The following is a 15,378-nucleotide window of genomic DNA, read 5'->3' on the forward strand; positions in this document are numbered from 1 at the left end:
GTTCGATGAGCCAGGGCGACCAGCGGCAGTTTCAAGAGCTACTGGAGTTCATCGGTGCCGAGATGGACTTCGAGTCGGGGTTCTACAACGACGCGTACCTCGATCGCCGCATCACGGCTCGGATGCGCCGGACAGACATCGACAGCTACCGCGAGTACCAGCGGCGACTGGAGCGAGACGACGACGAGCGAGCGGCGCTGCTCGACTCGCTGTCGATCAACGTCACGGGTTTCTTCCGCAACCCAGAGGCCTGGGAGAGTCTCCGGAGCGTCCTCCGAGATCTGACCGACCAGCACCGCCGCGTGAACCTCTGGAGTGCACCCTGTGCCGACGGTCGAGAGCCGTACTCCGCGGCGATGCTTGCGCTGGACGACCCGCAGGTCGACGACCGGTCGATCTCGATACTGGGGACCGACATCAACGAGGACATCCTCCGGGCGGCACGCGAGGGCACCTACGAGACCTCACACACCACGGACATCGCAGACGAGCTCGCCCCCCTCGACGACTACAGCCAGTACATCGAGCGCGAGGGCGACTCGTTTCGCATCCGGAAGCCCGTCAGCGACATGGTCGAGTTCGAGCAACACGACCTCATCCGCGGTGCGTCGAAGCGGGACTTCGACCTCGTGTTCTGTCGGAACCTCCTGATCTACATTGACGGCGAGTACAAGGTGCCGATCTTCGAGACGATCGAGGAATCGCTGCGTGAGGGTGGCTACCTGATGATCGGGATGACAGAGACGCTGCCGACCGCCTGCCGAGACAGCTTCGAGGCGGTCGACAAGCAACACCGCATCTACCGGAAGGTATGAGCCTCTACCAGCTGGAACGGGACGGCGAGGTACAGGAGATCATCCGGACACTCCGGGAGTCGGACAACCCGAAGGTCAGAGCGCGGGCGGCGGAGCTACTCGGGAACTTCCCGAACCACGACGACCGGCGGGACGTGGTCAACGCCCTCGTCGAGGCGGCCCAGGGCGAGGACAGTCGGATCGCCGCGACGGCCGTCGACTCGCTGGACGAGCTGGGCGGAGATGCGATCGAGCAGCTGATCGCCGACATGGCCGGCGTCGACTTCGGCGACGACGGAGCCGAGTGGGTCCGCGCGAAGGCGTTCACGCAGGCCCTCGACTCGGACGTGCCCGAACTCCGGATGGCGGCGGCCAACGGCCTCGGACAGCTCGAACAGGCGGATACGGTCGGTCCGCTGTCGAACTGCTTCGACGACGACGATCCGCGCGTTCGGGCGCGGGCCGCGCGGGCCTGCGGGAAGATCGGCGATCCACGGGCGGTCGACCCACTGGAATCCCTGCTCCGGGATCCGAAGGCGGCCGTCCGCAGGGAGGCCGCCGACGCGCTGGGCTCGATCGGGAACCGGCAGGCCCTCCAGGCGCTGCTCCCGCTGTACGAGGACGACAACGAGCGCGTCCGGCGGATCGCCGTCGGAGCCTTCGGCAACTTCGGCAACGACCGGCCCGTCGACTACCTCGTCGAGTCGCTCACCGACGACTCGTCCGGCGTCCGCCAGACCGCCGTCTACTCGCTGATCGAACTGCTCTCGAACGTCCCGACCGAGCAGAGCCACGAGATCCGGGACACCGTCGTCGAGCGACTCTCCTCGACCGACGACCGCAGCGTGGTCGTGCCGCTGGTCGAGATCCTCGAAGAGAGCACACAGAGCGCCCAGCGGCGCAACACCGCGTGGCTGCTGGGCCGGGTCACCGGCGAGCAAGAGCGCGTGCGCGTCATCGAATCCCTGATCGACGCGCTACACGAGGACGATCAGATGCTCCGGCAGTTCGCCGCGACCAGCCTGGCCGAGATCGACGGCGACGACGTGGAGCGGCGGCTCCTGTCGGTCGTCGAGGACGAGCAGGTCGACCCCGACGTGCGCGCACAGGCGATCTTCACGCTCGGGAAGGTCGGGAGCGAGCGCTCGCGCAAGACCCTGGACCGCATCATCGACCAGACCGAGAACGAGACGATCCGCAAGCGAGCGTTCTCGGCGATCTCCAAGCTCGGCGGCCGACGATGAACGCGAGGGCATCGTCTCGAACGCGGAGATCGACAGACCGATACTGGCCGAAGACGACGGGAGAGACGGGATGAGCGACGGCGAACAGAAGCTGGCCGACGCCAACGGGAAGTTCGTCCAGGTCGTCAAGGACGGCCGCAAGCGCAACGACATCGACTGGCGAGCAGGCCGGATCATCCTCTCGAACAAACGGCTGGTACTCGTCAGCAACGAGGGCAAGCGGACCATCCCGCTCTCGAAGATCACCTCGATCACGGGCCGCGACAACGTCAACAAGGCCATCGCGAAGGTGTCGGGCTATCTCTCCTTGCAGGTCGGATCGAACGTCACTCTGATCGCCCCACAGGACATCGAAGCGTTCGAGGCGAAACTGTACAGCGCGCTGCTGGACCAGACCGTCGTCCTGGTGAAGCACCCGGCCGTCGAGGGCGGCGTCGTCCAGGACACGGAGTGGGAGAAAGGACGGCTCAAGATCGACGGCGACAGCGTCGATCTCGCGATCGCGTCGGGATCGTTCGTCGAACTGGAAGTCGAAGACGTGGGCAGCGCCGAACTGGAGACGAAGACGGTGATGGACAGCCAGCGCCGCGTCGCCGAGATCGAACACACGATCGAGGGGACCAGCGTCGAGACCCACGTCTCGGGCTCGAAGAGCGACGTCTCCGTGCTCGCCTCGTTCGTGCGACGGGGCGAGCAGGCCGGCGAGGTCGACGTGGAGCTCAGCAAGGAGGAAAACGAGGTCCTGATGGCGCTGTACACCGGCGTCTCCCCGTTCCAGATCCCCGACTTCGTCGGCATGGAGATCGAACAGGTCGAGGAGATTTACGACCGACTCATCGAGTACGGTATTCTGGAGCCGGTTCGGACTCGCCGCGAGGTCCAGCTAGAGGCCCGTGGCCGCTCGATCGCTGGCGAAGCCGTCGACGATCAGTGAGAGCCGACAGTATCAGGAGTTCACGTCTTCGAGGTGTCGGCTCGCGACGACCTCGCCTTTGGGGGTGAGCGTCGGACCGTCGGACGAGTCCTGGACGAGCCCGTCTTCTTCGAGGTCTCGCAACAGCATCGTCACCGCGGAGCTGTCGGTACCGACGATGTCGGCCAGTGGCATCCCGTCCATGTCGCCCGTCGAGTAGATGGCGACGAGGATCTCGGTCTTGTCGTCGGTGAGTTCGATGTCTTGCAGCTCTTCCATGAGGTCGCTGTACTCGATCCGGAGGTACCGACCCAGGATCGACATCTTGCGTGGCGACGCCATCGCGGCCATGGTCGTGACGGCAGTGCCCTCCATCATGTGGCGGAAGGTCAGCGTCGGGCGGTCGGAGCCGGCGATCTCGCGGGTCGTCCGCTGGAAGTCGGTGACGGTGGCCAGATCGACGGCGAAAGTGCCAGAAGACGAACGGAACTCGACCGATCCGTCCGAGACGAACAGCTTCGCCGTCGAGAACGCGTCGTCGGTGACGCGGCCACCGACGCGTGCCCGCTCTTTGACGGTCGTCTCGGTGCCGTTGAGAATCGCCTTGAACAACACCGTCGAGAACTTCGAGATCTTGTCGTCGTCGCCCTCGACGACGGCGACGTGTCGACTGTCGTTTCGTTCGAAAGCGACGGTGACCGTCGAGTCGAAGAAGTCTCCCAGATCCGGCGGCACGTGCCCGACAGCGACGTCGAAGATCGACGACAGCGGAATGGTAAACTTGTCGTTCTCGTTGGCCGCCAACACCAGTCGCTTCTGGCTCAGCAACACCCGCCCCTTGACCGGCTCGGTCGTCGCCATCACCTCCGCGTTGAAGTTGCCGACGAAATCAGCGATGACGGATTCCGACATTGATCACTCACCGAGTGGTACTGCGGGCAGAATCTTATGGGTTTCGAGCGAATATCATTCGAGAGAACGGAGAACCGCCCCGCTGGCGGTCACTCGCCGAGATCGTCCGCGATACTGGCCAGGGAGTCGTCCGGGGAGTCCGTCGCCGTGTAGACGACCCGAGAGCCCGGTGTCCGCAGGCCGTAGGTGTATCCCGCAGTCACGATATCGAGGTGGACCGAGCCACCGATCGTGCAGTCGCTGTCGGCGAACCACTCGACGAGTCGGTTCTCGCCGTCGCCCTCGCGGGCCAGTCGCCGATTGTCCGCGGCGTGCTGGAGCATCGGCTCGCCGTCCAGCGTCGTCTCGACGCGCGCGTGGTACTGCTCGCCGTCGAGCACGCACTCGATCACGTCGCCCGCGGCAACGTCGAGGTCCGCCGGCAACTCGATCCGTGGGCGGTCGGTGCGGCCGACGGAAGCGACCTCGACGCGGCGAGTCTCGACGGCCTCGTGGTCGCTCGGGAGGCGATCTGCCACGTTACTCGTCGTCGCTCTCGCCCAGCAGGTCCGCGACGTCACCGCTGCCCTGTTCGGTGATCTTGGCGTTGATCTGGGCGGTCTCCTCGCTGACCTCGCGGCCGCGGATGGTGATGCGCTTGCGCTCGCCGTCGCGAGTGGGCTTGTAGCCGACGCCGCCGTCGGTGAGGATCGACTTCGTGCCGACGCCGCGCACGTCCGCTCGCATCGGTCGGCCGGCCGTGTCGGAGCCGCCGGTCAGTTCGAGCGTGAAGCCGTCGAGACCGACCGCACTGCCCTCGACTTCGTCGCCGAGTTCGCGGCCCATGAAGCGGTTCGCGTCCTGTCCGTCGACGTCTAGCTGGTAGGTCGTGCCTGTCTCCGGGTCCGAGAGCGCAACGGTGAATTCTGCCATACCCACCGATATTCGACGGCGCTTAAAAAGCGCGTCGGAACCGACTTTCGACTGGGATCGCGCGTGACACGCGTGGGAGAAAGCTCACACTGTGTGCCGGGGACGGCGTCTGACTGCCCGGCGGTATCACTCCTCGGCGTCGACGATCGTACTCACGCGCGCGTTCTCCTTGATCGCGACGCCGGCACCGCCGACGGTGATCGGAACGCGAGGGAGAGCGTCGACGTGCAGCGTCGGATGACTGAGCCCGCGTTCCAGCAGCTCGGTGCGTGGCTGGAGCGTGACCGTCGCCGCCCCGGTCAGCGACTCGTTGTACTCGATCAGGTACTGGCCCGCTCGTAGTGTCCACCACTCGTAGTCGTCCTCGGGGTCGCGCTTGGCCGACGCGTGCGGCGTCGTCTGGGCCGGTTCGAGTTCCCCACCCCCGAAGTCGACCCGACCCGGCGCGCCGATCTCGAAGACGTTCGCGACGGTGAGATCGAACCCCGAGTCGGCTGTCTGGGTCGGTTCGTGGACGGCGTCCTCGACGTACTGCTCGTACATACGCGAGCCCTCGGAAGCCGGACACAAAAGCGTCGGCCGTCTCAGCGCTTCCAGCGGAAGCGACCGTCTTCGAGGACCGTCTCGCCGTCGATCACCAGTCGGCCGTCCTCGCGGAGATCGGTGATGAGGTCGACGTGGATCGCGCTGTCGTTGCCGGTGTCGGGAACGCAGGCGTCGTAGGCCCGGCCGAGCGCGAGGTGGACCGTCCCGCCCATCTTCTCGTCGAAGAGGATGTTGTCCGTGATCCGGTCGATCCCGCGGTTCATCCCGATCCCCAGCTCGCCCAGCCGGCGAGCGCCCGCGTCGGTCGCCAGCAGTTCGCCGATCGTCGACTCGCCCTGAGCGGCGCTGTAGTCGACGACCTCGCCGTCCTCGAAGACGAGCCGCACGTCTCGCACGCGCGCCCCGTCGACGGTCATGGGCACGTCGAAGGTGACCGTCCCCTCGGTGGCGGTCGGTGCGGTGAACACCTCGCCGGAGGGGAGGTTGTGCGAGTCGTAGGCCACGGAGGCCGCGGAGTTGACGGCCACGCGGTCGGCGATCGACATCGTGAGATCTGTCCCCTCGCCCAGGAGGTGGACCTCGCTGCCCTCGTCCAGCAGCGTCTTGAGCTGGCTCATCTCCTCGGCCAGCGCTTCCCAGTCTCGCAGCGTCGCGTCGTAGACGAAGTCACGGTAGGCCTCGTAGGAGAGGCCGGCCTGCTGGGCCATCGCGCGGGTCGGGTGCTGGGTGGAGACCCAGTCGGTGTCCATCCGGGCCGCTCTGATTTCGGTGCGAGCCCGGCGGTAAGACTGCCGGCGGTCCCCCGGTACGTCGCTGGCCGCGGCGGTGTTGCGCGATCCGCCCAGCGAGAGGACGCTGTCGGCCCGCTCGTAGAGCGCGCGCTCGAAGTCGGGATCGGCGTCGAAGTCGCCGTCGTGGGCCCGCAGGTAGGCTCGCGTCATCTCGTCGGAGCCGTAGGTCGCGAGCAGATTCGCTCCGCGCTCGCCAAGCGCCGCCGCGACGGCCACCCCGAGGTCGTGCGCGCCCTCGTCGACTTGAACGATCACGTCGTCGCCCGCTTCGATCTGTGCGCTCCAGTCGACCAGTACGTCGGCGTGTTCGCGAACTCGGTCGTCCATACCGGACGGTGGTCTGGCCCGGATAAAACGTCACTGCCACTGGTCGGGGCGGGGGTCGTCGGAGTCACGACGAGTGATCAGTGCGAGAATTCGACGAATCGCTCGTCGTCCGGGGCCAGAGGGCATCGTTCGACAGTGTGATTCTCACAGAAGGCGATATCTGAAAGAGAGATACACTGTCAGTGTGCCTCTGTGTCGATATCGGGACGGTCGAGTGGCGGATCGCTCGAAGCAGTTGTAGTCGATCGGCTCAGAAATACGCTGCTCTGATGATAGACAGCAGCCAGGCGGTCGGTACGAAGACGAGGAGCACGCCCACGACGCCGATCAGATACTCCCCGTCCAGGAGCCCCCTCGCCAGTCCCGCTCCGAGCCTCACGACGAAGAGGAAGAGGACGGACAGGATGGCATTCCGGAGCGAAAACGCCAGCCCTTCGCTACTGTAATCGACTGGTGCCATTTCGTAGTACTCCACGCCGCCTCGTGAAAAGAATGCTTCCCAGACGACCACACCGGTCGAGTGGCTGGGGTCACTTGCCGACGATCCAGGTACCGGCCTAGACGCTGTCGACGGCCGCGGGCTCGCCCGTCTCGGCGCTCTCGTAGAGGGCGTCGATGACGGCCATGTTGTTGACCGTCTCCGTCCGGTCGACGGGCGGCGTCTCGTCGGCCGCGACGGCGTCGGCGAAGCGCTCGACCTGGCGGCGGTAGTGGTCGACACCCTCGATGGTCTCGGTGTGTTCCTCGCCGTCGACCTGGTAGGTGAGCGACACCGACTGGTCGGGAGCCACGTCGAAGGCTTCGGGGACGTGGAGCCAGCCGTCTGTCGTCATGATCCGGTACTCGTGGGTCATCGGCGTGTCGAAGCTGCTGGTGACCTGCGCCGTCACGCCGTCGTCGTAGGTCAGCAGGCCCGAGAGCTGGGAGTCGACGCCGGCATCGTAGGTGTCGGCGGCGTGGGCGAACGCGCGGTTCGGCTCGCCCAGCACGTTCCGGACCGCGCTGACGGCGTAACAGCCGATGTCCATGAGCGAGCCGCCGTCCAGTTCCGGATCGAGTCGGATGTCGTCGGTCCGATCGCCCAGTCCGAAGGTGAACGTCGCCTCGACGTGGCGCACCGCGCCGAGTTCCTCGCGGACGATCTCGCGGGCGCGCTCGGTGCGGGGATGGAAGTGGTACATGAACGCCTCCATCAGGGTGACGCCCTGCTGGTCGCAGTAGTCGAACAGCGCGCTGGCGCGCTCGGCGTCGGGCGTCAGCGGTTTCTCACAGAGGACGTGGAGTCCGTGGTCGGCGGCGCGGCGTGTCCACTCCGCGTGGAGGCCGTTGGGAAGGGGATTGTACACGGCGTCGATCCCGTCGTCGGCCAGCAGCGCCTCGTAGCTGCCGTACGACCGATCGATGCCGAGTTCGTCGGCGACCGACCGGGCGCGTTCGGCGTCGCGTGAAGCGATCGCACCGACAGCGTGTTCGCTGGCCTGGATCGCCGGGATCACGTCTTCGCGGCCGATCGCCGCCGTACTGAGCACTCCGAATTCCATGCGTGAGCGTGCGGTCGGGACGGGCATAAACGCTGAGTTCCGCGGCGACGAAGGGGTGCCACGGCTTCGAGATGGTCGGGGGGATACACGGTCACCAGCATCCGCGCGAGCGAAGCGAGCGCAGTTCACCGACGGCGAGACCGATGGTCGAGCCTCGGCCTTTTTCACCGACGTTTTTCGAGGAGCGGTTCCCGCAACGAGCGCAGCGAGTGAGGAAACCCGACGCAGAAAAACACGGTCAACGGAGAATCTGTAAACGACCTCGCCAGGACAGCCCGGAGACGCTTCATACTGCCGGCTGTAACTTCGTGAGGATCTTCGCCACCCCGGGTGGCGAAATCGCTCACAGATTTACAGCCGGTAGTATCAGGAAGAGACGGCCGCCATGATCGGCCGCGGCGAGCGATCGGTCGGAACGGGCTATTTGGTTAGGGACTCCCGGTATCAAAACAAAAAACGCGGCACGTGGAGTTAAGAGCAGAAGTTCTGGTACGTATGAGTATGGACCTGAAGGTAAAGTTGGTCGTGCTGATGTTGGCGATCTCGCTGTTGCCGCTTGGCAGTGTCGGAGCCCTGGCGACACAGAACATGGGGTCGCTCAATCAGGACGCCCAGGACCGGAGCGCCCAGGAGTTGCGCGGGGCGATGACCGACAACCTGAACAACAGCGTACAGGCACGGCAGTCGTCGCTACAGAACCAGTTCGACCAGCGGGAGGTCGACATGCGCTCGCTCGCCCAGTCGGGCGCGATGGACAACTACCAGGCCGCTCGACAGGGAGAGATGCAACTCGTCCAGGAGGCCAGCCAGCGACAGGTCGGCTACACGGCCCTGGAGATGCGCAACGCCATCGAGAGCACGACCCAGACCGTGCTTGACACCCAGTACGACGGGCGCGAGTGGGAGGAACTGTCCCCCAGCGAGCAGCGCGCGGTCAAGGAGCGCGTCGAGCGGATCATCGCGGGCACTGCCGGCGACGGGACGACCGCCGACGGGACGATGAACGAGACGTTCCAGCCCGGCTACATCGGCGAGACCGGCTACGCCTACGTGACCGACCTGGACTCGAACGTCGTGATCCACCACCGTCTGGAAGACGGGCACAACTTCGCCGACGACTCCGGCGGGAGCCTGACCGTCTTCGACGACATCAAAGCGAACATCGAGTCGACGCCCGCGCTGCGCAACGGCGAGACGTGGGGCGTCGCCGAGTACGAGTGGGAGGACACGACACAGGACGGCAACCCCACGGAGACCCAGCTGGTCGCCTACACCTACTACGAGCCCTTCGACTGGATCGTCGCACCCAGCGTGTACTACTACGAGCTCCAGGAGCGAGCCGTCGCTGACAGCGAGGCACGGCTGGCCGATTCCTTCGAGCGATACCTCGAGACGCGGACCGTCAGCGTCGACAGGCAAGAGCGCTACGCCTACGACGAGATCATCTTCGTCGACAAGCGAGGCCGCGAGGTCGTCAGGGCGACTCGCGAAGGCGAACGGGCGGTGACCGAGCGCGACGGTTCGGGGTGGTACGCCGACAAGAGCTGGTTCACCAGTGCCGGCTCCGTCGCCAACGGCGAAGTCGCGTTCAACCGGATCGAGGAGGAAAACGGTAGTCAGCGGATGTACGTCTCGACGCCGGTGTACCAGGACGGGCGGTTCCAGGGCGTCGTCGTGGCCCAGTTCAACTACTCGATCGTCACGGAGATCACGAACGGCGTGTCGGTCGGCGAGACCGGCAGCCTCTACGTCGTCAACGACCGTGGCGAGATGGTGAGCCACCCCAACGAGACGAAGGTGGCACAGCGTGTCGACGTGGCCGGGGGCGAGTACGGCGAGGAGCTCGGCAACATCACCACCGAGCAGATGCTGGCCGCCCAGTCGGGCATGGCCACGCACACGCGAACAGTCGGCGGCGAAGCGACCACCCGATACGTCGTGTACGCACCCCTGCAGGTCGGAGACAGGCAGTTCTCGCTCGTCGGCACCGTTCCCGAGAGCGACATCGAAGGACCGATCACGGCGCTGGGAGACGCGCTCCAGCAACGCACCGACGACGCCCGCAACCTCATCCTGTTGCTGTCGGGCATCGCGGCGCTGGTCGTCGTCGCCGCGGGCTACGCCGTCGCGCGTTACGTCGCCAGTCCGATCGAACAGATGCGCGACCGGGCCACAGAGATGGCACAGGGACGGTTCGACGGCGAACTCGACGTGGACGACCGCGACGACGAGATCGGGGAGATGGTCGAGGCCTTCGAGGAGATGGAGGCGAATCTGACCCGCCAGATAACCGAGATCGAGGCCGTCTCGGCGTCGCTCAGCGAGGGCGAGATCGACGACGACCTCCACACGGATCTGCCGGGCTCGTTCGGCGACATCATGACCGACCTCCAGGAGGGCATGACGCAGTTGCGGACGAGCTTCGCCCAGATCAGCCGGGCCAGCGAGAACGTCCGGACCGGCGAGCTCGATCAGGAGATCGACAGCGACCTCCCCGGAGAGTACGGCGCGGTGATGGACGAACTCGACGCGGGGCTCCAGCAGCTCTCCGAGAGCTTCGACCGGCTCCGGACGGCGAGTACGGCGCTCAGCGAGCGACGGCTCGACGAAGACCTCGACACCGACCTGCCCGGCGCGTACGGCGACGTGATGGGCAACATCGACGCGGGCCTCGACGCCGTCGAGGAGAGCATCGCACGAGTGCAGTCGATCGCACGCGAGGTGAGTTCGGCCACGGACGACGCCGCGGCCAGCGCACAGGAAGTCGAGCGGGCCAGTCAGGAGGTCGCCGAGTCCGTCCAGGAGATCTCTCACGGCGCGGACCGCCAGTCCGAACAGCTCCAAGAGGCCGCCGCGGAGATGAACGACATGTCCGCGACGGTCGAGGAGGTCGCCTCCTCCGCCGTCGACGTGGCCAACACGTCGGAACGCGCCGCGGACCGCGCCGAGGCCGGGAGCGAGCGGGCGAGCGAGGCCTCCCGCGAGATCGAAGGGATCGAAGCGGAGACCGAGCAGGCGGTCGAACAGGTCGCGGCGCTCGAATCCGAGATCGACGAGATCAGCGAGATCGTGAGTATGATCACCGACATCGCCGAGCAGACGAACATGCTGGCGCTCAACGCCTCCATCGAGGCCGCTCGGGCCGGTGAGGCCGGCGAGGGCTTCGCCGTCGTCGCCGACGAGATCAAGGGGCTGGCCGGCGAGGCCGCCGCGGCGACCGAGGAGATCGACGATCTCATCACCGAATTACAGGCGACGACCGGGGAGACCGTCGACGACATCGAGTCGATGCGCGACCGCGTCGAGAGCGGTGCCGACACGATCGAGGACGCGATCGCCATGTTCGACGAAATCGCCGAGAGCGCCACCGAGGCCGAGCACGGCGTCCGAGAGATCACCGAGGCGACCGACGACCAGGCCGCCTCGACCGAGGAGGTCGTCGCGATGGTCGACGAGGTCAGCAGCGTCAGCCAGCAGGCCGCGGCCGAGGCGACCAGCGTCTCCTCTGCGGCGGAAGAACAGGCCGCCTCGGTCAACAACATCTCCCAGAACGTCCGCTCGGTCGCCGACATGGCCGACGACCTCGAAGCACTGGTCGACGCCTTCGAGGTCCAGCAGTCCGCGGCCGACGGCGACGCGAGCGCAGCGGGAGCCAGCGCCGACGGCGGCTGGTCGCCCGACGACGGCGCGGAGTGACGGCGCGGAGCCGCCAGGACGCTGTCGACGGCGGACAACGCGGACACGGGTAGCTTTTTTCGCGGGGCTCCCGAACGTCGGCCAATGACAGAGTCGTTCGATATCGTCTCGCCCGAGCAGATTCGCTCGGGTCGGGCGACCGATGCCTACTTCGACCGGACGATCGAGGCGCTGGACCACGCCGGCAAGAACCCACACGTCGTGGCGGAGGTGACCGCAGACCAGTTCCCGACCGGCGAGTGGGAGCTCCTCGCCGGGCTGAAAGACGCGGCCCACCTCTTCGAGGGACGGGGCGTCGACGTGGACGCGATTCCGGAGGGGCGGCTGTTCGACGGCGGCCCGGTCGCGCGGATCGAGGGGCCGTACCGAGAGTTCTGTCGCCTGGAGACGGCGCTCCTCGGATTCCTCTCTCACGCGACCGGCGTCGCCACGCGGGCGCTGGAGGCCCGCCGTGCGGCCCCCGACTCGCAGGTCCTCTCCTTTGGCTCTCGGCACGTCCACCCCTCGATCGGCGCGATGGTCGAGCGGTCGGCGCTGCTGGCCGGCCTCGACGGCATCTCGAACGTCGCCGCTGGCGAGGTGCTGGGCCGGGCAGCCGGCGGGACGATGCCCCACGCGCTGGTGATCTGCTTCGGCCGAGGCAACCAGGAGGAGGCGTGGCGGGCCTTCGACGAGGGCGTCGACGCCGACGTACCGCGGATCACGCTGTGTGACACCTACAGCGACGAGGTCGACGAGTCGCTGCGCGCGGCCGCTGCCGTCGACGACCTAGAGAGCGTCCGCATCGACACGACCGGCTCCCGGCGCGGGGACTTCGAGCACATCCTGAAGGAAGTTCGCTGGACGCTCGACGCCCACGGCCACGAGGACGTGGGCATCTTCGCCAGCGGCGGCCTCGGACCGAGGGAGCTGGCGCGGCTGTCCGGCGTCGTCGAGGGGTTCGGCGTCGGCGGGTACGTCAGCAACGCCGATCCCGTCGACTTCGCGCTGGACATCGTCGAGGTAGAAGGCGAGCCGGCCGCCAAGCGAGGGAAGCTCACGGGCACGAAGCAGGTGTACCGGACGCCCGACGGCAGCCACCACGTGGGCCTGGCCGACCGCGACGGGCCGGCTGGCGGGGAGGCCCTGCTCGAACCGCTCGTGCGCGACGGGACCGTCGTCCGCGAGTTCGATCTGGACGCCGCCGCCCAGCGGGCGGCTGACGACGCCGACGCCGTCGGGTTCGAGCCCGTCGACGGCGGGACGAAGGCTTAATCACGCCCACCGGCTAGGTTCCGGTGGCAGAGGGAGACCGGCTTCCGTGAGCGCACACCGTGCGCGCATGAGGAAAGTCCCCCCACCCGCTGGGCGGGTGACCGGGCGCAAGCCCGGGGCGGGAGACCGTCGGCGCTGGAACAGAAACGAGACCCCTCCACCCGACCGATGAGGCGTGCGAACCCGGACCGACGCGGCACGAGCCGATAAGGAATGGGGAGTCGACCCGCCGAGGGAGGTGCCATCCCGTCAGGGATGGCCGACGGGCGATCGGCAGACGCCGTTCGCTCGACTCGTCGCGCCCCCGGCGCGACGCAGACGGTGGAGAACGGATGGAACGGCGAATCCTCACCGGTGCAAGTCCGTGCCGACAGGTAGCCCGGTACCGCGCGAACGCGCTGGGTACGGACGCTGAGCCGAATGCCGAGAGAACAGAAGGGGGCTTACTCCCCTCAGCCACGAACTCGCCAGCGACGCCACCGGTCACCAATCTGTTAGCCAGATGTCTTATCTGCCAGTAGTTTGTTACCACACGGCATGAAAGGGTTGCTCAACGAGTCGACGGCGACGGTCCACAAGTACGAGCCACAGCGTGGCCGGGGCGTCGCCGAGTGCGGTGCGACGACGACCGTCACCCACGATCAGCTCCGAGTGCTCCCGGTCGAACGGGCCCTCGACGAGCGAGACGCGAGCAAGTGCGGTCGCTGCTTCGGCGACGGCGGCGGCTACTGACGGTGTGGACCGACCGAGTGTCTGGACACGCGGGTCGTCGGGAGCCGAACGAGGACCGCCAGTACGTTCAAGAGAGTCCAGGCTAGAGGGTCGGTGTGGACAGACAGGCACTCGACGAGGCGCTGGCCGATCGCTACGACGCCGACGAGCGGAGCCGGCGGATCGTCTCGCGGCAGGCCCAGGATCTCGCGGACTCGTGTCGCATCGCGCGGGATCTGGGCTACCCGCTCTCCGTCGAGGACGTGCTGGCGAACCTCGACGACGCGCCCGACGGGCACACGCTCGTCGAGCGGTGGAACTGGTGGCTCGGGGCACTGGACCTCTCGCACGGCGGCTACGAGCGGTTCCGCGTCCGCCCGGACGTTGCCGGGCTCGATCAGTCCGAGTGAGACGCCGTCTGGCGGCGTCGCTCGTCGATTCGGCGTCGAAAAAGCGGTATCGCTGCCAGCGACCTCAGAATACCGAGAGGCCGTGTGCTTCTCGCGCGTGTTCGAGAAGCGCGTCCGTGCTGTCGAACTGCTCGCCACAGCTGCACGTGTGATACGTCGGCGTCGTGGTCGACTGGCGTGTCGCCATACCTACCCAATGGGGCGTATCCATAATGAATGTTTATGGAGAATGTGTAACATACGCACGGGTGGCGGTACGTCGACACACGCCGGTCGCCCGCCCGTTCACTCGGTCAGACGATTGTACTGGTCGGTCGTCAGCTCGATCGTCGAGGCGGCGACGTTCTGTTCGAGGTGGTCGACGCTCGACGTGCCGGGAATCGGGAGCGTCACGTCGGAGTGAGCCAGCAGCCACGCCAGCGCGATCTGGTACGGCGTCGCGTCGTGGGCGTGGGCCACGTCCTCGACGACCGAGCGCTTCTCGCCGAGGTCGCCGGCCCCGAGCGGGAACCACGGAACGAAACCGACACCCTTCTCCTCGCAGGCTTCGAGGACCGCCTCGTCCTCGCGATTGGCGACGTTGTACTCGTTTTGGACTGTCGCGATCTCGACCATCTCCTCGGCAGTTTCGAGTTGCTCGACGGTGACGTTCGAGAGCCCGACGTGGTCGATCAGTCCCTCGTCCTTGCACTCTGCGAGTGCCGCCACGGACTCCTCGAACGCCACGTCGGGGTCGGGCCGGTGGAGCTGGTAGAGGTCGATCCGGTCGGTGCCGAGCCGATCGCGGCTACAGAGCACGGCGTTTCGCAGGTAGTCCGGGTCGCCGTGTGGGAGCCAGTCGCCGTCGGTGTTGCGCAACAGGCCGCCCTTCGTCGCGACGACGAGGTCGTCCCGGTCGACGTGCAGGGCCTCGCCGATCAGACGCTCGCTGACCCCGGGGCCGTAGGAGTCGGCCGTGTCGACGAAGTCGACGCCGATCTCGTCGGCGTGTTCGAGCACGTCCCGAGCCGCGTCCTCGTCGGCCGGCGGGCCGACGATGTCCTCGCCGGTCAGTCGCATCGCGCCGTAGCCGAGCCGGTTGACCGTCAGTTCGCCGCCGATGTCGAACGTGTCGCTCTCGTTGTAGACCATCGTGTGAACGGTCGGGGGCGAGCCGTTTGAGGGGTCGTCCCGTGACACCCATGTTTTGTACCCGAAGCGCGCGAACACAACACCGACCAGCGGCGAAGGGATCGTCCGTGCCGCCCGGCAGTCATACTGCCGGCGGTACCTTCGTGACGAGCTTCGCCACCCCGGAGTGGCGAAATCGGTCACAGATGTACAGCCG

General features: G+C 66.8%; 16 protein-coding genes and 1 other RNA gene. 8 read left to right on the top strand and 9 right to left on the bottom strand.

Annotated features, from left to right (window positions below; all coding sequences use genetic code 11):
* Positions 1-5 precede the first annotated feature (5 nt).
* The 3 genes from AC5FRZ_RS14215 (at position 6) to AC5FRZ_RS14225 (ending at position 2,972) form a co-directional block, all read left to right on the top strand.
* Positions 6-815 carry a CheR family methyltransferase gene (locus tag AC5FRZ_RS14215; protein ID WP_493564917.1) on the top strand — a complete coding sequence of 270 codons (810 nt, stop codon included), beginning with the start codon at positions 6-8 and terminating at the stop codon, positions 813-815.
* Positions 812-2,038 (top strand): HEAT repeat domain-containing protein, encoded by a 1,227-nt coding sequence (locus AC5FRZ_RS14220; RefSeq protein ID WP_493564918.1) that lies wholly within the window; start codon positions 812-814, stop codon positions 2,036-2,038. The genes AC5FRZ_RS14215 and AC5FRZ_RS14220 overlap by 4 nt, the downstream gene beginning before the upstream one ends.
* 70 nt (positions 2,039-2,108) lie before the next feature.
* Positions 2,109-2,972, top strand: coding sequence for a CheF family chemotaxis protein (locus AC5FRZ_RS14225; RefSeq protein WP_208627161.1), 864 nt, complete (start codon positions 2,109-2,111; stop codon positions 2,970-2,972).
* A gap of 12 nt (positions 2,973-2,984) precedes the next feature.
* Here AC5FRZ_RS14225 and AC5FRZ_RS14230 read toward each other — a convergent pair whose 3' ends face one another.
* From AC5FRZ_RS14230 to AC5FRZ_RS14260, 7 genes are all read right to left on the bottom strand, one after another.
* Positions 2,985-3,863: a CheF family chemotaxis protein gene (locus tag AC5FRZ_RS14230; RefSeq protein WP_153554407.1), complete on the bottom strand. Its 879-nt coding sequence runs from the start codon at positions 3,861-3,863 to the stop codon at positions 2,985-2,987.
* 89 nt (positions 3,864-3,952) lie between these two features.
* Positions 3,953-4,381 carry a DUF7112 family protein gene (locus tag AC5FRZ_RS14235; protein WP_170092555.1) on the bottom strand — a complete coding sequence of 143 codons (429 nt, stop codon included), beginning with the start codon at positions 4,379-4,381 and terminating at the stop codon, positions 3,953-3,955.
* 1 nt (position 4,382) lies between these two features.
* Entirely contained in the window at positions 4,383-4,775 is a 393-nt protein-coding gene (locus AC5FRZ_RS14240; RefSeq protein ID WP_153554409.1) for a 30S ribosomal protein S6e, read from the bottom strand.
* Positions 4,776-4,901: 126 nt separating this feature from the next.
* The gene (locus tag AC5FRZ_RS14245; protein WP_493564919.1) at positions 4,902-5,318 is read right to left on the bottom strand and encodes a dCTP deaminase/dUTPase family protein; all 417 of its coding nucleotides are present in this window, start codon (positions 5,316-5,318) and stop codon (positions 4,902-4,904) included.
* Between the two features lie 41 nt (positions 5,319-5,359).
* Positions 5,360-6,439 (bottom strand): aminopeptidase, encoded by a 1,080-nt coding sequence (locus tag AC5FRZ_RS14250; protein WP_493564920.1) that lies wholly within the window; start codon positions 6,437-6,439, stop codon positions 5,360-5,362.
* Positions 6,440-6,689: 250 nt separating this feature from the next.
* Positions 6,690-6,914 carry a hypothetical protein gene (locus tag AC5FRZ_RS14255; protein ID WP_372480240.1) on the bottom strand — a complete coding sequence of 75 codons (225 nt, stop codon included), beginning with the start codon at positions 6,912-6,914 and terminating at the stop codon, positions 6,690-6,692.
* An 82-nt stretch (positions 6,915-6,996) separates the two neighbouring features.
* The gene (locus tag AC5FRZ_RS14260; RefSeq protein ID WP_493564921.1) at positions 6,997-7,980 is read right to left on the bottom strand and encodes a Gfo/Idh/MocA family protein; all 984 of its coding nucleotides are present in this window, start codon (positions 7,978-7,980) and stop codon (positions 6,997-6,999) included.
* A 501-nt stretch (positions 7,981-8,481) separates the two neighbouring features.
* Between AC5FRZ_RS14260 and AC5FRZ_RS14265 the strand changes: the two genes are divergently transcribed.
* The 5 genes from AC5FRZ_RS14265 to AC5FRZ_RS14285 all read left to right on the top strand — a co-directional run bounded on the left by AC5FRZ_RS14265 (position 8,482) and on the right by AC5FRZ_RS14285 (position 14,051).
* A complete protein-coding gene (locus AC5FRZ_RS14265) occupies positions 8,482-11,676 on the top strand; it encodes a methyl-accepting chemotaxis protein (RefSeq protein ID WP_493564922.1) in 3,195 nt (1,064 codons plus the stop codon).
* Positions 11,677-11,760: 84 nt separating this feature from the next.
* Positions 11,761-12,930, top strand: coding sequence for a nicotinate phosphoribosyltransferase (locus AC5FRZ_RS14270; protein WP_493564923.1), 1,170 nt, complete (start codon positions 11,761-11,763; stop codon positions 12,928-12,930).
* Positions 12,931-12,955: 25 nt separating this feature from the next.
* An RNA gene (rnpB, locus tag AC5FRZ_RS14275) (RNase P RNA component) lies at positions 12,956-13,388 on the top strand.
* 79 nt (positions 13,389-13,467) lie between these two features.
* The gene (locus AC5FRZ_RS14280; protein ID WP_372480235.1) at positions 13,468-13,662 is read left to right on the top strand and encodes a hypothetical protein; all 195 of its coding nucleotides are present in this window, start codon (positions 13,468-13,470) and stop codon (positions 13,660-13,662) included.
* 95 nt (positions 13,663-13,757) lie between these two features.
* The gene (locus AC5FRZ_RS14285) at positions 13,758-14,051 is read left to right on the top strand and encodes a WNWW family protein (RefSeq protein ID WP_153554417.1); all 294 of its coding nucleotides are present in this window, start codon (positions 13,758-13,760) and stop codon (positions 14,049-14,051) included.
* Between the two features lie 64 nt (positions 14,052-14,115).
* Here AC5FRZ_RS14285 and AC5FRZ_RS14290 read toward each other — a convergent pair whose 3' ends face one another.
* The gene (locus AC5FRZ_RS14290; protein ID WP_018256486.1) at positions 14,116-14,238 is read right to left on the bottom strand and encodes a hypothetical protein; all 123 of its coding nucleotides are present in this window, start codon (positions 14,236-14,238) and stop codon (positions 14,116-14,118) included.
* A 98-nt stretch (positions 14,239-14,336) separates the two neighbouring features.
* Positions 14,337-15,182 (bottom strand): aldo/keto reductase, encoded by an 846-nt coding sequence (locus AC5FRZ_RS14295; protein WP_493564924.1) that lies wholly within the window; start codon positions 15,180-15,182, stop codon positions 14,337-14,339.
* Positions 15,183-15,378 lie beyond the last annotated feature (196 nt).

The sequence above is a fragment of the Halomicrobium sp. HArcht1-1 genome, assembly GCF_058933285.1.